This window comes from Burkholderia orbicola, assembly GCF_900100915.1.
GTDB classification, from domain to species: Bacteria; Pseudomonadota; Gammaproteobacteria; order Burkholderiales; family Burkholderiaceae; genus Burkholderia; species Burkholderia orbicola.
On sequence record NZ_FNKW01000002.1, the window covers coordinates 151411 to 174106 of the forward strand.

Below are 22696 nucleotides of genomic sequence, written 5' to 3' on the forward strand. Positions count from 1 at the left end.
AACGGAACACTCACCATGATTCCCGTCGTCCCGAGCAAACCCGCCGGCGGCCTCGCGCTGCCGGGCCTGTCCACCGAGCACACCGACGGCGCGGTGCGCGCCGCGCTCGAAGGGCGCCGCACCGGCGTCGCCGGGCTGCTGCCGTTCATCGGCCCGGCCGTGATCGCGTCGATCGGCTACATGGACCCCGGCAACTTCGCGACCAACATCCAGGCCGGCGCCGCATACGGCTACCGGCTGCTGTGGGTCGTGCTGGCCGCGAACGCGATCGCGATGCTGTTTCAGGCGATGTCCGCGAAGCTCGGCATCGTGACCGGCCGCAATCTCGCCGAGCTGTGCCGCGACCGTTTCCCCGCGCCGGTCGTGTGGGGCATGTGGATCGCGTCCGAGATCGCCGCGATGGCGACCGACCTCGCCGAATTCCTCGGCGGCGCGCTCGCGTTCGGGTTGTTGTGCCACCTGCCGCTGTTCGCGGGGATGATCGCGACCGCATTCGCGACCTGCGCGATCCTCGCGCTCGAAAAGCGCGGCTTCCGGCCGCTGGAAGCGGCGATCGCGGCGCTGGTCGGCGTGATCGGCGCGTGCTATCTCGGCGAACTGCTGATCGCGCCGCAGGACTGGCACGCGGCCGCGTTCCATCTGGTGGTCCCGCAGATTCCGGATCACGCGGCGCTGACGATCGCGGTCGGCATCATCGGCGCGACGATCATGCCGCACACGCTGTATCTGCATTCGGGCCTCACGCAGGATCGCACCGCGCCGCGCGACGACGCAGAGCGGCGGCGGCTCGTGCGTTTCTCGAACCGCGAGGTCGTGATTGCGCTCGGGCTCGCCGGGTTCGTGAATCTCGCGATGGTGATGATGGCGTCGTCGGCGTTTCATGCGGCCGCGCCGGGCATGACCGACATCGGCGACGCGTATCACACGCTGATCCCGGTGCTCGGGCCGGCAGCCGGCGCGCTGTTTCTCGTCGCGCTGCTGACCTCCGGCGTGTCGAGCTCGGTGGTCGGCACGATGGCGGGGCAGGTCGTGATGCAGGGCTTCATCCGTCGCCGCCTGTCGATCTGGGTGCGGCGCGCGGTGACGATCGTGCCCGCGTTCGGGGTGGTCGCGCTCGGCTGCGACGTCACGCGGGCGATGGTGGCCAGCCAGGTCGTGCTGAGTTTCGTGCTGCCGATGCCGATGATCGCGCTGCTGATACTGTCGGCGCGCGAAGACGTGATGGGCGCTTACGCGATGCGGATGCCGCTGCGGATCGTCGCCGGCGCGGCGACGGTCGTGATCGTCGGGCTGAATGCGTACCTGGTATGGGCTGCCTTCAATTGAACGGGTGCGGGCCGGCCGTTTACTGCTGCATGTCCGGCGCTTCGCGCAGCCGCCAGATCGCGTTGCACTGCTGGCCGCCGAGGCTCGTCGCGCGCAGCGTGACGACGGCGCCGGCCGCCACCTGGTACCAGAAATGCGCCATCAGTTCGGTGCCCTTGCGCTGCGCGTGGCCGTCGACGCGCACCTCGCACAGCAGCGGCGACGGCGAGCCGGACGGATGCGTGACGTACACGTTCAGCCGCGCGATGTCGCGGGTCGCGGTGAACACGACTTCGTGGTTCCCGCTGCCGACGAGCATCGTGCCGCCCGGTTCGTCGAGCGCCTGCAGGTAGGCGCCCGCGCTTGTCTCGAGCGCGGCGGACGCAACGGTCAGCCCGGCCGATCGCACGTAGTCCGCCGCCGCGATGCGTGCGGCGATGGCATCGGACGGCGCCGGCGTGCCGTCCGACAGCGCGAACGGCGTGCCGTCGCGCAGTGCGGCGTCGGTGTGGTTCGCGTAGTAGCGCCACCGGTCGAGGAACCGGATGTCGCCGGTCATGTGCAGCGCGCGGATCGGCTCGCCGTGATACCTGAGCGTCGTCTTGCCGCTGCCCGCGTCGAACGATTCGTGGATGCCGTACTTGCTGACGAAGTTCTGGACCGGGTCGAGCAGCGCCGTTTCGCCTTGCGCGCTCCACAGATGCAGGAACGTCGTATCGATGCCGAAGCATTCCTGGAAATCGGTGCCGACGCGGGCGAGGCAGTCGCGCAGGTGGTCGGCATAACGCGCCCATGCGTCGGCGGTCCCGGCGACGAGCCCGGCTTGCAGCGCACCGCCGTGGCGCGCATTGACTTCGTCGACGACGAGGCGCCAGTGATGGTCGCGCCGCTCGCCGATCAGCGGCGTGACGACGAACGTGCAGAACAGCGGGTCGGGGCACACGTGGAGCCGGTCGTCGCCGATCTGCGAGAACAGGTCGAACTGCGGTGCGCAGAACCAGATGTCCGCGTCGTACAGCGCGAGCTTGCGGATCTGCGGATGGCGCGCGCAATACTCGGCGGCCTCGATGAAGCGGCCGACCGGCAGCGCGTAGGCGTCCGACGCGTCGATCACGTCGACCGACTGGCTCGCGAGAATCTGCCGCTTGCGTTCGGACAGCCCGTAGCCGATCACCGCGATCCGCCCGTCGTAGCCGGCGTGCCGCAGCGACAGCAGGAACGGCACGAGCATTTCGTACCACGCGCGGTTGTTGTCGTTGATCGCCACGCACACTGCGTGCTCGCTCGAATGCATGTTCTCGTCCCGTTACGTGTGCCCGGCGCGGTAGCCGCGCGGTGCCGGTCATTGTAGATCGCCGCAGGGTGCCGTGCCGGCGCAGGCCCGGCGCCGGTACGGCGGCCCGCGGCGATGACCCGCGCGGCGGCGTGGCCACGCGGGCAGGCCGCCGCGACTACTTCGCGAGCGTCCGGTACGACACGAGGTCGTTGATCGGCCCGATTTCGGGGCCGGTCGCACCGGGGCGGGTGGCGACCTGCACGACCTTCTCGAACATGATGATGAACGGCGAATTCGCGAGCACGGCCTTCTGCAGCGCTTCGTAACGCTGCGCGCGCTTCGCGGGCGACGGCTCGACGAGCGCGGCCTCGGTGTCCTTCGTCAGTTGCGGAATGTCCCAGCTGTTGCGCCACGCGAGCATCTTGGTCGGCGACTGGTCCGAGTTGTCCGGATTCCACGCGAAACCGCGCGCGTTGCTGTTCGGGTCCATGTAGTCGGGCGACCATTCGCCGACGAAGATGTCGTGCTGGCGGGCGCGGTACTTGCCGATCGCCTGCTTCGCGTCGCCCGGGATCAGCTTCACGCGGATGCCGCCCTGCGCGAAGTTCGCCTGCAGCGCCTGCGCGATCTCGAGGTACGGATAGTCGTTCGGCATGTCCATCGTCACGTCGAAACCGTTCGGCAAGCCGGCCTTCGCGAGCAGCGCCTTCGCCTTCGCGACGTCCTGCTTGTACGGCCGCGCGTTCGACGCGCCGAGGAAGCCTTCGGGCAGGAAGGTCTGATGCACCTTGTAGGTGGTGCTGACGATGTTGCGCTGGATGCCGTCGTAGTCGACGAGCCATTTCATCGCCTGCTGCACCTCGGGCTTCGCGAGGTTCGGGTTCTTCGTGTTCAGGCTCAGGTACAGCAGCGCCGACACCGGCCACGACGCGACCTTGATCTTGCCGGCCTTCGACAGCGCGGCGAGGCTGTCGGGGCTCAGGTTGCGCGCGGCGTCGGCGTCGCCGTTCTCCAGCAGCAGCCGTTGCGCGGAGGCTTCGGGCACGTGGCGCAGCACCACGCGCTTCATCGGATACGGCGTGCGGTATTTGTCGAAGCGCTGCAGCACGATGGTTTCGTTCGGCGTCCACTTGACGAGCTGGTACGGGCCCGAGCCCGCGTCGTTGGTGCGCAGCCAGCCGCTGCCGAAATCGTTGCCTTGCTGGTGCGACAGCAGCAGCTTCTTGTCGAAGACCGAGGCCGGGCACGCGCTCAGCACGTTGAGCACGAAGCTCGGCGCGTACTTGCGGTCGGTTTCGAGCACGACGGTTTGCGGATCGACCACGCGCACCTTCTGCGTCACGTTCGCCTTCGTGAGGCCGAGATCGGCGAGCACGCCGGCCGGCCCCTTGTCGAGCAGGATGGTGCGCTGCAGCGACCACGCGACGTCGTCGGCGGTGACCGGATTGCCGGAATGGAACGTGAGGCCCGGGCGCAGCTTGAACGTGTAGGTCACGCCGTCGGCGCCGACCGTCCACGATTGCGCGATCTGTCCGTCGAAGCGCGTCGGGTCCTTCAGGTCGACGCGCACCAGCCGCTCGTAGGTGTTCGCGACGTATTCGGACGGCACCAGCTCGTAGATCCCGCTCGGGTCGAGGGTCGTGAATTCGCCGAGCTGCGTGGCGACGACGAAGATGCCGGGCGGCGTGGCCGCCTGCGCCGGCAGCGCCGGAACAAGCGCGACGAGCGCGGCGCTGACGAACAGGCGGGACAGCAGGTGCTTCATGCGGGCTCCGTTGAAAGGGAATCGTGGGTGCGATTCTCTCATCGACGGCCGCCCGGATGAAAATATTCGGCAGGCGCGCCGGCGGGTTGGCGCGCACGAGCGAGCCGGGCGGGCACCCGGCATCGGCGGGTTCGGATCAGATCGCGCAGCGCGCGATCGCGAAACGCATCGCTTCCTCGGCCGGCTCGTTGCCCGAGCCGCGCACGACCTTGATCACCGAGCCGTTGCCCGACGGCGTGAGCGTGACGAAGTACGAATTCGAGCCGACGGCGATGTCGGTCACGCCGTTGTGCTGCGATTGTTCGGTGCTCGACAGGCGGCTGTCGAGGCAGTTCGCGACCGCATAGGCCGGACGTTGCGACGACACGTAGATCATCGGCGCGGCGCCCGAGCTAGCCGAATCGGACGAGGGCGCGGAACCGCAGGCGGCGAGCAGGGCGGCGGGCAGGAGCAGCAGGAATCGTTTCATGGTCGGTCGTCGGGTGTCTCGTATCGAGGCTGGGGCGCGGGGTGGCGAAACGCGAAGCTTCGCGACGAAACCGCCCGGAATCGGGCCGCTTTTGACGGACGACGAGACGGCAGGCGGCTGACGACGGAGTATACCCGCAGCATTTGACGCCGTTGGCGCGTTGAAACGATTCGATACACAACGAGCACCCGCTGCGGGACGGGCGCTCGTCCCGGATGTCGCCGTTACCGGCGAATCTCGCGGTCGTCGCGATGCCGGCGCACGGAGCGGCGCCGCAACGCCTGCGGATCAATGCGCGCCGGCCGCCGCCGCATCGGCGTCGCCGCCACCCGAGCGCGCCGGTTTCGTGATCCAGATGAGCGGAATGATCGCGATGAAGATGATCGCCGACACGTAGAAGATGTCGTTCAAGCCCATCACGGCCGCCTGCGAATCGACCGACGCATTGAAGAACGCAAGCGCCGAATCGGGGCTCAGGTGCAGCAGCGAACGGGTCGTGTCGAGCTGCTGCGTGAAGACCGGATTGGTGACGCTCGCCTGTTCGGTGAGCCGCACGTGATGCAGGATCGTGCGGTCGTTCCACGCATTGCTGATCAGCGACGTGCCCACCGCGCCGCAGAACGTGCGGCCGAAATTCGACAGGCCGGCCGCGGCCGGAATCTTTTCCGGCGGCAACCCGGACAGGATGATCGACGTCAGCGGCACGAAGAACATCGCCATCGGAATGCCTTGCAGCAGCGTCGGCAGCACCAGATCCCAGTGCGACACGTCGGTGTAGAACGTCGTGCGCATCATGAACACGACCGCGAAGCCGACGAATGCGAGCGTCGCGATATAGCACGGATCGGTGCGCGGCAGCAGGCGCCCCATGACCGGCGTGAGCAGGATCGCGAACACCCCGAGCGGCGCGGTGGCGAGCCCGGAATCGACCGCGCGGTAGCCGAGATAGCCCTGCATCCATTGCGGCAGCAGCACGAGCGTGCCGAAGAACATCCCGTACGCGACGGAGATCGCGATCGTGCCGCCCGCGAAATTGCGCTGCGTGAAGAGGCGCAGGTCGACGATCGGGTTGGCTTCGTTCAGTTCCCATACGAGGAAGAACGCGAAGCCGATCAGCGCGACGATGCCCAGCGTGACGACGACGGGCGAGTTGAACCAGTCGAGATCCTTGCCCTTGTCGAGCATGATCTGCAGCGAGGCGACCCACAGCACGAGCAGCAGCAGGCCGACCGTGTCGATCGGCATGCGGCGCGTGGCCGATTCGCGATCGCGGAACACGAACCACGTGACGGCCGCCGCGAAGAAGCCGACCGGAATGTTGATGTAGAAGATCCACGACCAGTTGTAGTCGTACGTGATCCAGCCGCCGAGCGACGGCCCCGCGATCGGCCCGACGAGCGCCGTCATCGACCACAGCGCGAGCGCCGTCGACGACTTCTGCCGCGGCCACGCGCCGAGCAGCAGCGCCTGCGACAGCGGCGCGAGCGGCCCCGCCACCGCACCTTGCAGGATTCGCGCGGCGAGCAGCGTCGGCAGGTTCGGTGCGATCCCGCACAGCCACGACGCGAACACGAACAGCAGGATCGACGTGACGAACAGGCGGACCTGGCCGAAGCGCTGCGTGAGCCAGCCGGTCAGCGGAATCGACACCGCGTTCGCCGCCGCGAAGATCGTGATCACCCACGTGCCTTCGTCGACCGACACGCCGAGGTCACCCGAGATCGTCGGGATCGCGACGTTCGCGATCGACGAATCGAGCACGTTCATGAACATCGCCAGCGAAACCGCGATCGTGCCGATGACGAGCCGGCCGCCCGACAGCGGGCCTGAAGACGAGGGAGAGGACATGGCGTTCCTGCGTGATGGACGAAGGCCGTACGGCGCGTGCCGTTCGCCGCGCTCGCACGCGACGTGCAGGCGCGCGGCGAAGCGCGCAACGGACGGATGCACGCACGCCGCACGGCGGCCCGGCGAGCGGAGCCGTCGTGTGCGGTGTACGGTTCGAGCGGTGAATCGGAATGGCGAAGCCGGGGCCGGCTTCGCGGGGCGGGCTGGCGCCGGTCAGGAAGGCGCGACGCGCGTGACGCGTCGACGGGCAGCGCTCACGTGGCTGCCGTAGCGTATGTGGTCGTTTTTCATCGCCACAGGCTAACCATGCGGCGCACGACGATCAACGCTCGCGCGCTCATTAATTCCTTTCCTGCGCCGCAATAATGCAGTCGACGTGCATCGATTGCCGGCCGCGCGCGACCGGTTACGGCGCGGTTCGCCACGTGGCGAACAGCTCCGTCAGGAACTCGACGAACGCCCGTACCTTGCTGTCGAGCGTCGCGCGGCGCGGATAGAGCACGTGAAGCTCGACGTCGTTCGTGCGGTGCCAGTCGGGCAGCACGATCTCGAGCTCGTTCCTCGCGAGCCGTCGCGCGGTGAAATGCGTGGAAATCAGCGCAATGCCGCCGCCGCTCGTGGCCTGGCGCAACACCGTGACCGATTCGTTCGAGATCAGCACCGGCTGCACCGGGACGTCGGCCTTCTCGCCGTCCGTGTTGCTGAGCCGCAGCGTCAGGCCCGGCGCATCGCGGCCGACGAACAGGATGTCGTGTTGGGCGAGATCGTTCGGCGTGCGCGGCCGTCCGGTGCGATCCAGGTAGGCCGGGCTCGCGGCGAGCTTCGCATGCGACCAGCCGAGCGAGCGCGCGACGTAGCCCGAATCGTTCAGCAAACCCGCGCGCAGCGCGACGTCGAAGCCATGCTCGACGAGGTCGAGCGGACTGTTGTCGTAGATCAGCACCAACTGCACCAATGGGTAGCGCCGACGAAATTCGGCGAGCGCCGGTTCGAGCTGAAACAGGCCGATCGCATAGGGCACCAGCACGCGCAGCGTGCCTTCGGGGTCGGTGCGAAGCGTGCGGACCTGGCGGTCCGCGTCGAGCAGGATGTCCTCGGCGCGCAGGCAGCGCTCGTAGTAATCGCGCCCGGCTTCGGTGACCGACACGCGGCGTGTGGTCCGGTACAGCAGTTGCACACCGAGATCGTCCTCGAGGTGCTTGACCTTGCGGCTCACGCGACTGAGCGGCATGTCGAGTTCCACGGACGCGGCGGTGAAGCTGCCGCGTTCCACTACGCGCAAGAATATTCGGATGCTATCGAGGTCCATACAAATTGATTACGTGTTCAACCTGCGCGCATCTTACCGTTGTCGGTCCTACCCCTGCATTTTCATGTCAGTTGTCCAGATTATTCCGTGCGCTGCAATACCGCATTCCGTTTCGCCCGGTAGTGGCGCGCGGCGCACGACCGTATGCTCGACGCATGAAATTTTCCGTCCCCGGCCTGCCGTCGATCGCGACCGTGCGCGCCGCGCTGCGCGCTGCATGGCCCACGTTGCCGCCGGGCGCGCTCGGCTTCGCATTGCGCAATACCGCCGCGTCGTTGCTCGCGCTCTATATCGCGTTTCGCATGGATCTCGACGATCCGGTCTGGGCCGCCTCGACCGTGTGGATCGTCGCGCAGGGCAGCCGCGGGATGGGGCTGTCGAAAAGCCAGTACCGGATTCTCGGCACCGCGATTGGTGCGGCCGTGGCGCTCGCGCTGACCAGCGCATTCGAGCAGACGCCCCAATTGTTCCTGCCCGCGCTCGCCGCGTGGATCGGCCTGTGCGCGGGCATCGCGACGTTTCAGCGGAATTTTCGTGCGTATGCGGCGGTGCTCGCGGGCTATACGGCCGCGATCGTCGCGATGGACGCGGTATCCGAGCCGCTGCATGCGTTCGATATCGCGGTGGCGCGGTTTCTGTACGTGGTGGTCGGCATCCTGTGCGCTGCGCTGTTTGAAACGGTGTTTGCACCGGGCGCGCCGCTGAAGGATGTCCGCACGCGGCTCGCGCGCTATCTCGACCGCGCGGTGGCGGTCGGCGCCGGCGCGCTGCGCCGCGAGCCGAACGATGCGGCCGTGCATCGGCTGTTCGCGGATGCGCTCGAACTCGATACGGCAGCCGAATATGCGGCGGCCGGCGCACCGCCGGTGCGCAACATGATCGGCCATCTGCGCGTGGCGGCGCTCGGCGTGCTCACCGCACAGGCCGCGGGGCAGGCGATCCGCGAGCACGCGGCGCGCGGCGGCGCTGCGCCGGAACCGCTCGTCGACGAAGCGGCAAGCATGCTCGACCGGGTCGCCGTGTCGGGCGACGCCGGGCACGAGATGGCGGCGCTGCGCGCACGCGTGGACGACGCACTGCGGGTCGAGGCCGCCGTGCCGGCCGGCCCGGACACGTCGCGCCTGCTGACGCTCGATCGGCTATCGGCGCTGCTCGGCGGGTTCGACCGCGCATTCGCGAGCCAGGCATTGCTCGACCGGCCGGTGCCGCCGCCTGCCCGCGTGCGCTATGCGTTCCACCGCGATCCGGTGCTCGCGTGCCACAACGGCGTCCGCGCGTTCATCGCGGTGCTGGCCGCATCGGCGATCTGGATCTTCACCGCGTGGCCGGCGGGCGGCGGGTTCGTCGCGATCACGGCGGTGGTGAGCGCACTGTTCTCGACACGCCCCAATTCAGTGCGTGCGATCGTCGGGTTCATGAAGGGCACGGCATGCGCGGCGGTCGCGGGCGTCGTCTGCAACTTCGCGCTGCTGCCCGCGGTGTCGGGCTTCGAGATGCTGGCCTACATCCTCGGCGTGTTCCTGATCGGCACCGGCCTCGCGATCCGCCATCCGCGCACGGCCACGATGGGCAGCGCGTTCTCGATCTTCTTCTGGAATTTCACGTCGCCGAACAACACGACGCGCATCGGCGACGCCGCGTTCCTGAACAGCGCGCTCGCGACGCTGCTCGGCATCGCGTTCGGCGCGCTGGTCTTCGCGCTGGTGTTTCCCGGCGATCCCGGCACGAGCCGGCGACGCCTGCATCGCGCGGTGCGCCACGATCTGGCGGGAATCGCGCGCGATCCGCGGGCGTGGTCCGCGAGCGCGTGGCTGAGCCGCACGGCCGATCGTCTCGCGCGCGAGCTCGGTTTCGCGGGCAGCGTGGCGCAGACCTCGATCGAGCACGACATGCGCGATCTGCTCGCGATCTGGGGCATCGGCGACAGCCTGCTGTCGCTCGCCGAGCTGGCCACGCGCGAACCGGCCGCGGGCCGCGCGGCGGCGGTGGTGCGCGGGCGGGTCGCGCGGGCCGATTACGCCCGGCTCGAACGAAGCTGCGACGCGGCCGCCCGCCTGTTGCGGCGTCGCGCGGCCGCGCGCGACGGCGACGACGCGCATGCGTTGCTGAACGGCGTGGTCCTGCTGCACCGGATCGCGGACGCGGCCGCCGAGCATGGCGACTTCCTGCGCGGTCACCGCGATTGAGCGGGGCGGCGGTCAGGTGAGGCGGTAGGACGGACCGGGCGTCACCTCGGCCGGCAGCGGCTCGCGGTTCAGTTCGAGCAGCGTGCGCTCGATCTGCCGCGTCATCGCGTCGAGCGCGAGATGGTTCGGCCCGTCGCCGAACGGCTCGGCGATCGCGTGGGCGATGGCGTCGAGCGCGATCAGCGTATAGGCGACGAAAACTGTTACGAAAGGTGTCGCCGCGCCGATCGAATCGACGAGGCCAAACGGCAGCAATACGCAATACGCGTAGATGGTCCGGTGCAGCAGCACGTCGTATGAAAATGGAATCGGTGTCGACGCGATGCGCTCGCAGCCGCTCACCATCGCGACGAGATCGTCGAGGCGCGCATCGAGCATCCACAGCCGCGTGTCGGTGAGCTGGCCCGCATCGGCGCGCGCGGCGAACGCTTCGCGCAGCGCGTGCACGATGACGATCGGGCGAAACCGGGAAGCGGCGACGCGCGCATAGGTGGCGCCATCGAGCAGCCCGCGCAGGTCCGCGGCCGGATCGGTGCCGCGCAGTTGATGCTTGAGCGTGTAGACGAACGCGACGACCGTGCGCACGAACGCGCGGCGCGATGCGTCGTCACGGTCCACCGCGCCGTAGCAGAGCGCCTGCGACACCAGCGTGCGGGTGGCGGTCAGCACGCCGCCCCACAGCTGCCGACCCTCGCGATAGCGTTCGTAGCTGGCGTTGTTGCGAAACCCGGCGAAGATCGCGAGCGTCAGGCCGATCAGCGTGAACGGCGTCGGATTCAGCGGCACCTTCTCGCCGAGTACGCGGCCGCCGCCCCACACGGCGACGAGGCTGATCGCGAGCGTCAGCACGAGCTGCGGCAGGATGGTCGGCAGCACCGAGCCGTTCCAGACGAGCAGCATCCGCAGCCAGTGCTCGCGCGGACGAACGATCATCGGCGTGCTCCGTCAGGCGGCGATCGAGGCCGGCGCGGCCGCGCGATGCAGCAGCACGGGTACCGATTTCGACGTCGGCGTGTTGCACACGTCGCCGACGCTGTCGAGCGGCACGAGCGGATTGGTTTCCGGGTAGTACGCGCCGATGCAGCCGCGCGGGATGTCGTACTCGACGAGCAGGAAGCCCGCCGCGCGCCGCTCGATGCCGTCGTGCCACACAGTTTCCATGTCGACCCATTCGCCGGCTTTCAGGCCGAGCATCGCGAGATCGTCGCGGTTGACGAACACCACGCGGCGCTGCCCGAACACGCCGCGGTAGCGGTCGTCGAGCCCGTAGACGGTCGTGTTGTATTGATCGTGCGAGCGCGTCGTCATCAGCGTCATCAGCCGGTCGCCGTGCAGCGCGCGGGCACGCTGGATCGGCGTGTCGGTCGGCAGCGCGTGCGCGATGAAGTTCGCCTTGCCCGTCGGCGTGAGCCATTCGCGGTCGCGCGAGGCCACGCGCAGATGGAAGCCGCCGGGCCGCGCGATGCGCGTGTTGTAGTCGTAGAAGCCGTCGAGCGTTGCCTCGATCGCGTCGCGGATCTTCGCGTAGTCGTCCTTGTACGCGAGCCAGTCGATCTTGCCGCTGCCGAACAGCGCGTGCGCCATGTGCGCGACGATCGCGGGCTCCGACATCAGGTTCGGCGAAGCGGGCTTGTTCATCCCGTACGACACGTGGACCATGCTCATCGAGTCCTCGACCGTCACGCCTTGCGCGACGTTGTCCTGCAGGTCGATCTCGGTGCGGCCGAGCGTCGGCAGGATCAGCGCGTCGCGGCCGTGGATCAGATGGCTGCGGTTCAGCTTCGTCGTGATGTGCACCGACAGTTCGCAGCGGCGCATGCCTTCCCAGGTGCGCGGCGTGTCGGGCGTCGCCATCGCGAAGTTGCCGCCGAGGCCGATCAGCACCTTCACGTGGCCGTCGAGCATCCGTTCGATCGTCTCGACGACGTCGTAGCCGTGATGACGCGGCGGTTCGAAATCGAACACGTGGCCGAGCCGGTCGAGGAACGCCTGCGACGGCTTTTCCTCGATGCCGACCGTGCGGTTGCCCTGCACGTTCGAATGACCGCGCACCGGGCAGAGGCCGGCGCCGGGGCGGCCGATGTTGCCGCGCATCAGCATCAGGTTGGTCAGCATCTGCACCGTCGCGACCGAATGCTTGTGCTGCGTGATGCCCATCCCCCACGTCGCGATCACGCGTTCGCTGCGCGCATAGAGCTGCGCGAGCGCGTCGATCTGCTCGTACGGCACGCCGCTTTCCGCGGTCAGCGCGGACCAGCTTTCATTGCGCAGATCGTCGGCGAACGCGTCGAAGCCGGCCGTGTGCTCGCCGATGAACGCGGTGTCGAGTACACGCGGCGCACCGGCGGCGCGCGCGTCGTCGTCGAGTTCGAGCACGCGCTTGGCCATCCCCTTGATCAGCGCGAAATCGCCGCCGATCGTCGGCTGGATGAACGTCGACGCGATCTTGGTGCCCGACATCGTCAGCATCTCGAGCGGGCTTTGCGGATCGGCGAAGCGTTCGAGGCCGCGCTCCTTCAGCGGGTTGATCGACACGATCGTCGCGCCGCGCTTCGCGCACTCGCGCAGTTCGCCCATCATCCGCGGGTGGTTGGTCGCGGGGTTCTGGCCGAAGATCAGCAGCGTATCCGCATGCTCGAAATCGTCGAGCGTGACGGTGCCTTTGCCGACGCCGACCGACGCCGGCAACCCGCGGCTCGTCGCCTCGTGACACATGTTCGAGCAGTCGGGGAAGTTGTTGGTGCCGTACAGGCGCACGAACAACTGGTAGAGGAACGCGGCTTCGTTGCTGGCGCGGCCGGACGTATAGAACGCGGCCTGGTTCGGGTCGGGCAGCGCGCGCAGGTGGCGCGCGATCAGCGCGAACGCGTCGTCCCACGCGATCGGCACGTAGCGGTCGGTTTGCGCGTCGTACACCATCGGGTCGGTGAGCCGGCCGTGCTGTTCGAGTTCGAAATCCGACTGTTCGAGCAGTTCGGTCACCGTGTGCGCGGCGAAGAAGTCGGGCGTCACGCGCTTGCTCGTCGCTTCCGCGGCCACGGCCTTCACGCCGTTCTCGCAGAATTCGAACGTCGATGCGTGCTGGCGGTCGGGCCACGCGCAACCCGGGCAGTCGAAGCCGTCCGGCTGGTTCTGGCGCAGCAGTGTGCGGTAGTTGCCGCCGGCGACCTTTTCCTTGATCAGGTTGATCGTGACGGCTTTCAGCGCGCCCCAGCCGGCGGCCGGGTGGGTGTACGGTTCGATGCGCGCGGTGGCGGATTTCTTTTTCATGATGCGGGTGTCGGGGTCGATGCGTGCAGAGTACGCGCGGCCTCCGTCCCGCTGTGTGTACACCTGTTCACTTCAAAAAAGAGTACAGTTTCGGCCATTCATACAGTGCGGATCGCAACTGTGTTGCTGAAGGGAAGCTGAAAGGGAGGCGCGTGAAGCGTTACGAACAACTGGCCGACGATCTGCAGGCGCAGATCGAGCGGGGCGTGTACCGGCCCGGCGAGCGGATTCCGTCGGTGCGGCAGGCGAGCCGGCAGCAGCAGCTCAGCGTCACGACCGTGCTGCGCGCGTACCTCGTGCTGGAAAGCCGCGGCCTGATCGAAAGCCGGCCGCAGTCGGGCTACTTCGTGCGGGCGCGCGCGGCGGCGCCGGCCGAGGCCGAGCTGCATGTCTCCGCGCCGGCCGCCGAGCCGTCGGCCGTGGACGTGAGCCGGCTCGTGCTGTCGACGCTGCGCTCGATCGCGCGCGACGACGCGGTGCCGCTCGGCTCGCCGTATCCCGACGCGTCGCAGTTTCCGGTGCAGCGCCTCGCGCGCTATGCGCAGGCGATCGGGCGGCGCCGCACGCGCTGGGGCGTGATCGACGACCTGCCGCCCGGCAACCAGGAGCTGATCCGCCAGATCGCGCGGCGCTATGCGGAGCGCGGGGTCGCGGTCGAGCCCGGTGAGATCGTGATGACGATCGGCGCGACCGAGGCGATCAACCTGTGCCTGCAGGCGGTTGCGAAACCGGGCGACACGATCGCGGTGGAGTCGCCGACCTTCTACGCGATGCTGCACGCGATCGAGCGGATGGGCATGCGCGCGCTGGAAGTCGCGACGCACCCGGGCGACGGCATCGATCTCGACGCACTCGGGCGAATTCTCGCGAACGAGCGCATCGCGGCATGCATGGTGATGCCGAACTTCCAGAATCCGCTCGGCTTCCAGATGTCCGATGCGCGCAAGCGCGCGCTGGTCGAACTGCTCGCGAAGCACGGCGTGCCGGCGATCGAGAGCGATGTCTATCACGAGCTGCACTTCGGCGATACGGCGCCGAGCGCGCTGAAGTCGTTCGATCGCGACGGGCTGGTGCTGCATTGCGCGTCGTTCACGAAGAGCCTGTCGCCGCGCTACCGGATCGGCTGGGCGATGCCGGGCCGTTACCGCGACCAGGTCGAGAAGCTGAAATTCCTGAATACGCTCGCGACGCCCGCGATCGAGCAACTCGCGATCGCCGAGTACCTGAAACACGACGGCTACGATTTTCACCTGCGGCGCATGCGCAAGCAGTATGCGCAGCAGGCGAGCCTGATGAGCGCGATGGTGCGGCGCTTCTTCCCGGAAGGCACGCGGCTGTCGCAGCCGCAGGGCGGGTACGTGCTGTGGGTCGAGCTGCCGCAGCAGGTCGATGCGATGAAGCTGTACACGCTGGCGCTCGCGCAGCGGATCACGGTCGGGCCCGGGCACATGTTCTCGGCCAGCACCGATTACCGGCATTTCATCCGGCTCAACTACAGCTACCCGTGGTCGCGGCAGATCGAGGACGCGCTGAAGGTGCTGGGGCGGCTCGCGTCGGAGTGCGCGGCGCGCTGAGCGTTGCCGCCCGCCGGCAGGGCAGGCGGCGGCCGGCAGCCTGCCGCCGTGGCCGGTATCACGCCGCGCGCGGCGCCTGCCGCCCGGCTTGCGCGGCGTCGACCATCTGGCGCATGTCGAAGCCCGACGGATGCTGGTACACGCGCAGCCCGAACTCCGGCAGCACCGCGATCAGGTGGTCGAACAGGTCGGCCTGGATGGTCTCGTAGTCGACCCACGTCGTCGTATCGGTGAAGCAGTACAGTTCGAGCGGAATGCCTTCGGCCGTGAGCGGCAGTTGCCGCGCCATGTTCGTCATGTCGCGGCGGATGCGCGGATGGCCCTTCAGGTAGTTCGCGACGTACGCGCGGAACGTGCCGAGATTCGTCAGTTGGCGGCGGTTCGCCGGGCACTCGCCGGCCGCGCCGAGCGTGCCGTTCCATTGCTCGATCGCGTCGACCTTGTCCTCGAGATAGTCCTTCAGCAGCGTCAGGCGTTCGAGCCGTTCGATCTCGTCGTTCGTGAGAAAGCGCACGCTCGTTGCATCGATGAACAGCGCGCGCTTGATGCGGCGCCCGCCCGCTTCGGTCATGCCGCGCCAGTTCTGGTAGCTCTCGGTGATCAGTTTCCAGGTCGGCACCGTGATGATCGTGTGATCGAAGTTCGCGACCTTGACGGTGTTCAGCGTGATGTCGATGACCGTGCCGTCCGCGCCGGCCGACGGCATCGTGATCCAGTCGCCGATCCGCAGCATGTCGTTCGACGACAGTTGCACGCCGGCGACGAGGCCGAGCAGCGTGTCCTTGAAGATCAGCATCAGCACCGCGGACATCGCACCGATGCCGGACAGCAGCAGGCCGATCTGCTTGCCGGTCGCATCGCCGATCACGACGAGCGCGGCCGTGATGAACATCACGAGCTTGACCAGCTGCATCGCGCCTTTCAGCGACAGGCGCGGCTGATCGCGTTGCGCGGTGCGGTGCGTCTGTTCGAGCGCGGACAGCGTCGCGCTGATGGTCATCGTCACGAGGAACACGATCAGCGCGAACAGCACCTTGTCGACCACCTGCGCGACCAGGCCGGGAATGCCGGACACCGCGCCGAGCCCGAGCTTGATCACGACGAACGGGACGATGCGGTTCAGCCATCTGAAGGCGCCGAATTCGAACAGCGCGTCGTCGACGCGCGTGGCGGACAGCCGCGCGAGCCGCGCGACCACGCGAAACAGCAGGAAGTGGACGACGGCGGTGATCGCGCCGGCGGCGGCGAGCAGGACGAGGATGCCGACGAGCGGCGCAAACCAGGATTCGTTCAGGGTCATAGAGGCGGACAGGGGCTTTCTCGTGCGTTGAATCGGCGCCGCGATGCGGCGCGCGCCCGATGAAGGGCACATGAAAGGGACCGTGATTGTGCCATCGGGTTCCGGACGCGTGCCGTGAAGGCGGGGCGATCGGCTCCCGAATCGGCTCACCGTTGTGCAGGTATCCTCTGCATCAGGGTGAAGGCGAGCCGCGAATCGACATCACCGCAAACCGGCGCGCGAGCCGGTGGCCGGACGCGTCGCCCGCCAGCATGCAATCGGCCGGAAACCATGACGGCAGGGCTTTGCGCTTCGCTACGCACGATCCGCGATCCATGCAATCATGCGGACGTCGCAGGCGTCGTCGGCGTGCTGCTCGCGTTGGCGTGCGGGCCTGTCCGGCCCGTCCGGCGACGGTGAGCGACACGCGACATCGTCGCGCACCCGTTCGTGGCCCCCGTCACTCGACCTCACGCATTTCACCCATGCAAGATTCCAACGAAAGCCGTCCGTCACGCGTGCGGCTGCTGAAAGGCATCCTCCCGATCCGCCGGGCGGCGGCGATGCGCGACATCTTCGCGGGCATGTCGCTCGCGTCGATGGACATCCCGCAGGTGCTCGGCTACGCGCGCATCGCCGGCATGCCGGCCGTCACGGGGCTCTACACGGTGTTCCTGCCGCTCGTTGCGTTCGCGTGCTTCGGCGCGTCGCGCCATCTCGTGGTCGCCGCCGATTCCGCGACCGCGACGATTTTCGCGAGCCGGCTGTCGTCGATGGCGCCGGCCGGCAGCGCCGACTATGCGGCGCTGGCCGGCATGGTCGCGTTGCTGACCGCCGCGATGCTGCTGCTCGCACGCATCTTCAAGCTCGGTTTTCTCGCCGATTTCCTGTCGCGCACGGTGCTGGTCGGCTTCCTCGCCGGCGTCGGCGTGCAGGTATCGATCGCGATGCTCGGCGACATGCTCGGGTTGTCCGTGCCGTACTCGGCGTCGCGCAGCCTCGCGCAACTCGACTACGTCGTCACGCACCTGGTTCACGCGCACCGGCCGACGCTCGCGCTCGCGGCGCTCGTCGTCGGCGCGATTCTCGCGTGCAAGCGGTTTCTGCCGCGGGTGCCGATGCCGATGATCGCGGTGGCGGGCAGTATCGCCGCGAGCGCGGCGTTCGGCTTCGCCGCGCACGGCATCGCGGTGCTCGGGCCCGTGGCGGGCGGCTTGCCGCCGCTGCGCTGGCCGTCGGTCACGTGGCAGCAGTTCCTCGATCTCGTACCGGTCGCCGCGTCGTGCTTCGTGATGATCATCGCGCAGAGCGCGGCCGCCGCGCGGGTGTTCGCGCAGCAGTACGGCGAGGACGTCGACACCAACGCCGACATCCTCGGGCTCGCGGCCGCGAACGCGGCGGCGGCGCTCGGCGGTGCGTTCGTCGTCAATGGCAGCCCGACGCAGACGGCGATGGCCGACGGCGCGGGCGTGCGCAGCCAGGTCGGCCATCTCGCGTTCGCCGTCGTCGTGGGCATCGTGCTGCTGTTCTTCAGCCCGTATTTGCAGTATCTGCCGCATGCGGTGCTGGCCGGCATCGTGTTCACGATCGCGCTCGGGCTGATCAACGTGCGCAGCCTCGCGGCGATCCGCGAGGAAAGCCCCGGCGAATTCACGCTCGCGCTGATCACGGCCGCGGCCGTCGTGACGCTCGGCGTCGAGCAGGGCATCCTGCTGGCGGTCGCGCTGTCGCTGATGCGGCACGTGCGCCACAGCTACCAGCCGCACACGATGGTGCTCGAACCGGTCGCCGGCAACGGGCGCTGGCAGCCGGTGCCGACCCGGCGCGGCGCGATGACGGCGCCCGGGTTGATCGTCTACCGGTTCGGCGCCGACCTGTTCTTCGCGAACGATCACCTGTTCGCTGCCGAAGTGACCGAACTCGTCGACGCGGCGCCGGTGCCGCCGCGCTGGTTCGTCGTCGACGCGGGCGCGATCACCGATGTCGACTATTCGGCCGCGCGGACCTTGGCCGATCTCGTCAGGGCGCTGCATGCGCGCGGGATCGGCGTGCTGTTCGGGCGCGTGAACCGCTATCTGCGTGCGGACATGGATCGTCACGGGATCACCGAGGTGGTCGGCGCGTCGTGCATCTTCGCCGCGCTGCATCAGGCGCTGGAGGCGGCGGGCACGACGCCCGCGCCGCAGGAGCCGGGCACGGTGTAGCGCGATGCGGCGCTACGCGAGCGCGCGCAGGCGCGCGAAACCATTGCGCAGGTAGCGGGCCAGTTCCGTCGCGGCCGCCGTGTGCTGGCCGCGCGGCACATGCAGGTTGATCGAGAAATTCGGCAGGGCGGGCAGGCCGCCGCCGGCCGGCAGGATATCGAGGTCGGGCGGCACGGTGGACGCGAGCCAGACGGTTACGGCGAGATCGGCGCGCACGGTCGCGGCCGTGGCATCGAAACTGCCGTTCTCGAACACGGTGCGCCACGGGCGATTGCAGCCGCGCAATGCGTCGAGCACCGTCGGGCGGAATGCGCAGGTCTGCGCGACCATCGATACCGGCAGCGGCGAGTGCCGGTGCGCGGTGCCGCCTTTCGCGCCGACCCAGACCAGCCGGTCGACGGCGATGCACTCGCCGCGCGACGACCCGACCGGAGCCTCGATCAGCGCGACGTCCAGGTTGCCGTGCGTGAGCCCGCGCCGCAGCTCCGGTGACGCCGCGCACACGAGCGTGAGCGCGACCTGCGGATGCGCGTGGGTATAGCTTTTCAGGATCGGCGCGAGACAGGTGCCGACCAGATCCTGCGGCGCACCGATACGCACCGTGCCTTCCACCGCGCCGGCAGTCAGTTCGGCGAGCAGCGCATCGTGGGCGGCGAGCAGCCGTCGCGCCTGTTCGAGCAGCCGCTCGCCGGCCGCCGTCAGCAGCAGGTTGCGATGCTCGCGGACGAACAGCGGGCCGGACAGCATTTCGAGCCGCGCGACCTGCTGGCTGATCGCGCCTTGCGTCAGGTGCAGCGCGTGGCCGGCCGCCGTCATGCTGCGATGATCGGCGACCGAGACGAATGCGCGCAGCAGCGCGAGGTCGAGATTGCGTGTCATGCGTCGCATTATGATCGCTAATGACAGGCATCAAAAGGTTTCGCTGTCGTAATGCAAGGATCGCAGGTAAAAACGGGGCTTCGATTACGACGACCTGGACCCCTCGTGCCGCTTCACGACTATCTGCCGCTGGTGCTGTTCGTGATCGTGTCCACCGTGACGCCGGGTGGCGCGACGACGCTGGCGACCGCATCGGGCGCCCATTTCGGCTATCGGCGTTCGCTGCCGCTGATGGCGGGCATCGCCGCGGGCCTGGCGTCGATGGCGGCGGCGGCCGCCGCCGGGCTCGGCAGTGTGCTGCTCGCGCTGCCTGCGTTGCAGTTCCTGATGAAGGCGGTCGGCTCGGCGTACCTGATATGGCTGGCGTTGCGCATCGGCCGTGGCGGCAAGCCGCGGCTCGATGTCGACGTGCACCGGCCGCAAGGGTTCGTCAGCGGCGTGTGGATGCTGTGGCACAACCCGAAAGGCTGGGCGATGACGCTCGGTGCGGCCGCGTCGTTCGCGGCGCTCGCGTCGGGGCCGGCGCGGCTCGGCGTGCTGCTCGGTTTTGCATTCGGCGTGGCGGCGATGGCGTCGTTGTCGCTGTGGTGTTTCGCCGGGCTGCTGTTCGCACGCGTGTTGCGCACGGAGCGGCAATGGCGCTGCCTGAATGCGGGGCTCGGCGTGCTGCTGGTGGCGTCGATCGTGCCGATGTGGCTGCCGTAGCGGGAGGCCGTGCACGCGGTGCGGCGCGGCCCGGGTTCAGCGCGAACCGGCCGGTGCGTTGCCGGTTCGTCAGTCGCCGCCGCCTGCACCGGCCGAGCGCAACGGCAGCCGCAGCGTCGTCGCGAAGCTCGCCGCATGCAGCGCGCACAGCAGGCCGAACGCCCACGCATACGCGACGGCCGGCGTGCCGCCGACCGACGCCGCTTCGGCCTGCAGCCGCCACGCGAGGAACAGCGTGCATAGCGTGGTGAACGTCGGGCCGCCGAGCCGCTGCACGATATTGAGCGACGTGGTCGCCATCGGCAGGTCGCGGCGTTCGACCGATGCATACGCGGCGGCGATCGACGGCGCGCCGATCGCACTCTGGCCCATGCCGCGCAGAAACAGCGCCGGGACGAGCACGCGCGGATCGTAGCCGGTCAGCGCGAGGAACACGAGCGGCAGCGTGGCGACGAGTGCGAGCAACGCACCGGCGGCGGCCAGCCGGCGCACGCCGAACCGGCCCGTCAGCGCGCCCATCGACGGATAGGTGACGAGCATGCCGAGCCCGAGCGGCGCGAGCAGCCAGCCCATCTCGCCCGGCGAGCGCCCGCATGCCTGGATCAGGAACACCGGAATCAGCATCTGGCCTGCATACAGCGCGCCGTTCGACAGGAACTGCGTGCCGGCTGCCGCACCGAACACGCGCGAGCGAAACAGCGCGAGATCGATCAGCGCATGTTCGCGCTGGCGGCGCTCGACGCGCAGGAACGCGACGAGCAGCAGCGCCGAACCCGCGACCGCCGCAACACCGGGCACCGAGCCGATCCGTTCGACGCCGTACAGGAACAGCACGAGGCCCGGCGACAGCAACGCGAGGCCGATCCAGTCGAGTGCCCGCCGCGGCGCATCGTCCCGGTCGCCAGGCAGGAACCGCGCGGCCAGTGCGAGCGCGAGCGCGCCGACGGGCAGGTTCACCAGAAACAGCCAGCGCCACGACGCGTGCTGCAGGATCGCGCCGGCCACGACCGGGCCGAGGATCGGCGCGAGCAGCACCGGCACCGCCGCATAGCCGATCACGCGCGCCATCTGCTGGCCGGCGACGCGCGCGATCATCATCTGCGCCATCGGCGCGAGCAAGCCGCCGCTGACGCCTTGCAACACGCGAAACGTGATCAGCGACGGCGCGGACCATGCGAGCCCGCACAGCGCCGACGTGAGCGTGAACGCCGAGAAGCACCACAGGTACAGCGCCTTCGCGCCGATGCGGTCGACGAGCCAGCCGCTCAGCGGCAGCACCAGCGTCAGCGCGAGCAGGTAGCCGCTCGTCACCCACTGGATCGTCGCCAGGCTGGCATGCAGATCGGTCGCGAGGCTCGACAGCGACACGTTGACGATCGTCGCGTCGAGCTGCGACAGCAGCGAACCGAGCGTCGCGACCGCGCTGACTTTCCAGATCGACGGATCGAGCCGGCCGGCCGCGCGGCCTGGCGCCGGCTGGATGCGTGGATCGCTCACGCGCCGCGCCGGTCGAGCAGCGCGACGATGTCCTGCGTCGTACCGGTCTCGCCGAGGCGCGGGAACAGCCGCTCGATGCTGTTGACGTGCGCATCCGCGTTGAGGTCGGTCATCGCGTCGACGGCGAGCGTCACGTTGTAGCCGAGCTCGTAGGCCTGCCGCGCGGTCGATTCGACGCCGATGCTCGTCGCGACGCCGGTCAGCACGATCTGCGTGACGCCGGCTGCCTTCAGGTGCGCGTCGAGACCGGTGCCGGTGAAGGCGCCCCAGGTCCGCTTCGTCACGACGTGGTCGCCTGGCTGGCGGTTCAGTTCGGGTACGAGTTCGGTCCAGTCGGCCGGAAGCTGCGCGGTGCGCGGCGCTTGCTCGGTGCGGCCCGGTGCGCCGCCCGCGACGTTGACCAGCACGACCGGCAGGCCGCGGCTGCGGAACGCGTCGAGCAGTTCGCGGGTGCGGGCGATCACCGGCGCGACCGGGTGCGCGGTGGGGAGGGCGACGATGCCTTTCTGCAGGTCGATGACGACCAGCGCCGTGTTCGTGTCGAGACGCGTTGCGCTCATGATGGGCTCCGGGAAAAAGGGCAAGGAAAGCCGGCGCGCATGCAGCGCGACGCGCCGGCCGGGTTCATTGCTCGCCGATGCGGCGGATCAGCGGGATGGCCGCGGCAAGCGTGTCGATGTCTTGCGGATCGAGTTTCTCGATCGCGGCGCCGAGCCACTGGTGTTTCGCGGCGTTGCGCTTGCGTCGTGCGGCGAGGCCGGCGGCGGTGAGTTTGAACAGGATCTGGCGGCCGTCGGTCGGATGGGGCTCGCGCTCGACGAGTGCGTCCTCCTCGAGGCTCGCGAGGATCGTCTTCATCGATTGCGGCTTCATCGCTTCGGCGCGCGCGAGATCGGCGGTCGTCATCGGCCCGTGCCGTTCGAGCCGCGCGAGCGCGCTCGTCTGCGACATGCCGAGCCCTTCGGAATCGACCTCGGAGCGCAGCCGGCGGATGAGCTGGCCGACCGCGAGGGTCAGGTCGGCGGCGACGGTTTCGGCGGAAACGCCGGGTTTGCGTGGCGGGTTCATGCGGCGAATCATAGAACACGACAGTTAAACTTGCAAGTTTAACTGTCGAATTGATCGCCGAC

17 protein-coding genes are annotated in these 22696 nt (G+C 68.7%); 5 read left to right on the forward strand and 12 right to left on the reverse strand.

Translation table 11 applies throughout. From position 1 onward, the window contains the following. Nucleotides 1–15 precede the first annotated feature (15 nt). Complete coding sequence (locus BLS50_RS17580) at nucleotides 16–1326, forward strand: Nramp family divalent metal transporter (protein WP_069231247.1); 1311 nt, start codon at nucleotides 16–18, stop codon at nucleotides 1324–1326. A gap of 19 nt (nucleotides 1327–1345) precedes the next feature. On the opposite strand, the gene BLS50_RS17585 is transcribed toward BLS50_RS17580, so the two are convergent. The 5 genes from BLS50_RS17585 to BLS50_RS17605 form a co-directional block, all read right to left on the reverse strand. Continuing rightward, complete coding sequence (locus tag BLS50_RS17585; RefSeq protein ID WP_074803007.1) at nucleotides 1346–2599, reverse strand: hypothetical protein; 1254 nt, start codon at nucleotides 2597–2599, stop codon at nucleotides 1346–1348. Nucleotides 2600–2756: 157 nt separating this feature from the next. Beyond that, nucleotides 2757–4346, reverse strand: a complete 1590-nt coding sequence (locus BLS50_RS17590; RefSeq protein WP_011547532.1) for an ABC transporter substrate-binding protein — start codon at nucleotides 4344–4346, stop codon at nucleotides 2757–2759. Between the two features lie 136 nt (nucleotides 4347–4482). Next, a complete protein-coding gene (locus tag BLS50_RS17595) occupies nucleotides 4483–4815 on the reverse strand; it encodes a sugar ABC transporter ATPase (RefSeq protein ID WP_074803010.1) in 333 nt (110 codons plus the stop codon). Nucleotides 4816–5103: 288 nt separating this feature from the next. After that, the gene (locus BLS50_RS17600; RefSeq protein ID WP_074803013.1) at nucleotides 5104–6663 is read right to left on the reverse strand and encodes a DHA2 family efflux MFS transporter permease subunit; all 1560 of its coding nucleotides are present in this window, start codon (nucleotides 6661–6663) and stop codon (nucleotides 5104–5106) included. A gap of 406 nt (nucleotides 6664–7069) precedes the next feature. Next, nucleotides 7070–7972 carry a LysR family transcriptional regulator gene (locus BLS50_RS17605; protein ID WP_027806182.1) on the reverse strand — a complete coding sequence of 301 codons (903 nt, stop codon included), beginning with the start codon at nucleotides 7970–7972 and terminating at the stop codon, nucleotides 7070–7072. A gap of 155 nt (nucleotides 7973–8127) precedes the next feature. Between BLS50_RS17605 and BLS50_RS17610 the strand changes: the two genes are divergently transcribed. Beyond that, entirely contained in the window at nucleotides 8128–10158 is a 2031-nt protein-coding gene (locus tag BLS50_RS17610) for an FUSC family protein (protein WP_074803016.1), read from the forward strand. 12 nt (nucleotides 10159–10170) lie between these two features. Here BLS50_RS17610 and BLS50_RS17615 read toward each other — a convergent pair whose 3' ends face one another. Together BLS50_RS17615 and BLS50_RS17620 are read right to left on the reverse strand one after the other, a co-directional pair. Then, complete coding sequence (locus tag BLS50_RS17615) at nucleotides 10171–11091, reverse strand: bestrophin family protein (RefSeq protein WP_074803019.1); 921 nt, start codon at nucleotides 11089–11091, stop codon at nucleotides 10171–10173. Nucleotides 11092–11103: 12 nt separating this feature from the next. Then, on the reverse strand, nucleotides 11104–13428 hold the full coding sequence (locus BLS50_RS17620; RefSeq protein WP_074803022.1) for an FdhF/YdeP family oxidoreductase: 2325 nt from the start codon (nucleotides 13426–13428) through the stop codon (nucleotides 11104–11106). 152 nt (nucleotides 13429–13580) lie between these two features. On the opposite strand from BLS50_RS17620, the gene BLS50_RS17630 reads away from it, so the two are divergent. After that, nucleotides 13581–15002, forward strand: a complete 1422-nt coding sequence (locus BLS50_RS17630; protein ID WP_027806178.1) for an aminotransferase-like domain-containing protein — start codon at nucleotides 13581–13583, stop codon at nucleotides 15000–15002. A gap of 58 nt (nucleotides 15003–15060) precedes the next feature. Here BLS50_RS17630 and BLS50_RS17635 read toward each other — a convergent pair whose 3' ends face one another. Next, on the reverse strand, nucleotides 15061–16302 hold the full coding sequence (locus BLS50_RS17635) for a mechanosensitive ion channel family protein (RefSeq protein WP_053524571.1): 1242 nt from the start codon (nucleotides 16300–16302) through the stop codon (nucleotides 15061–15063). Between the two features lie 464 nt (nucleotides 16303–16766). Between BLS50_RS17635 and BLS50_RS17640 the strand changes: the two genes are divergently transcribed. After that, a complete protein-coding gene (locus tag BLS50_RS17640; RefSeq protein ID WP_074803027.1) occupies nucleotides 16767–18485 on the forward strand; it encodes a SulP family inorganic anion transporter in 1719 nt (572 codons plus the stop codon). 12 nt (nucleotides 18486–18497) lie between these two features. On the opposite strand, the gene BLS50_RS17645 is transcribed toward BLS50_RS17640, so the two are convergent. After that, nucleotides 18498–19373, reverse strand: coding sequence for a LysR substrate-binding domain-containing protein (locus tag BLS50_RS17645; protein WP_053524573.1), 876 nt, complete (start codon nucleotides 19371–19373; stop codon nucleotides 18498–18500). Nucleotides 19374–19415: 42 nt separating this feature from the next. Between BLS50_RS17645 and BLS50_RS17650 the strand changes: the two genes are divergently transcribed. Next, nucleotides 19416–20069, forward strand: a complete 654-nt coding sequence (locus BLS50_RS17650; protein WP_176934246.1) for a LysE family translocator — start codon at nucleotides 19416–19418, stop codon at nucleotides 20067–20069. Nucleotides 20070–20138: 69 nt separating this feature from the next. On the opposite strand, the gene BLS50_RS17655 is transcribed toward BLS50_RS17650, so the two are convergent. The 3 genes from BLS50_RS17655 to BLS50_RS17665 form a co-directional block, all read right to left on the reverse strand. Next, nucleotides 20139–21566, reverse strand: a complete 1428-nt coding sequence (locus BLS50_RS17655) for a DHA2 family efflux MFS transporter permease subunit (RefSeq protein WP_027806173.1) — start codon at nucleotides 21564–21566, stop codon at nucleotides 20139–20141. Next, a complete protein-coding gene (locus tag BLS50_RS17660) occupies nucleotides 21563–22126 on the reverse strand; it encodes an isochorismatase family protein (protein ID WP_011547545.1) in 564 nt (187 codons plus the stop codon). The genes BLS50_RS17655 and BLS50_RS17660 overlap by 4 nt, the downstream gene beginning before the upstream one ends. A 64-nt stretch (nucleotides 22127–22190) precedes the next feature. After that, nucleotides 22191–22646 carry a MarR family winged helix-turn-helix transcriptional regulator gene (locus BLS50_RS17665; protein WP_006478861.1) on the reverse strand — a complete coding sequence of 152 codons (456 nt, stop codon included), beginning with the start codon at nucleotides 22644–22646 and terminating at the stop codon, nucleotides 22191–22193. Nucleotides 22647–22696: the final 50 nt, after the last annotated feature.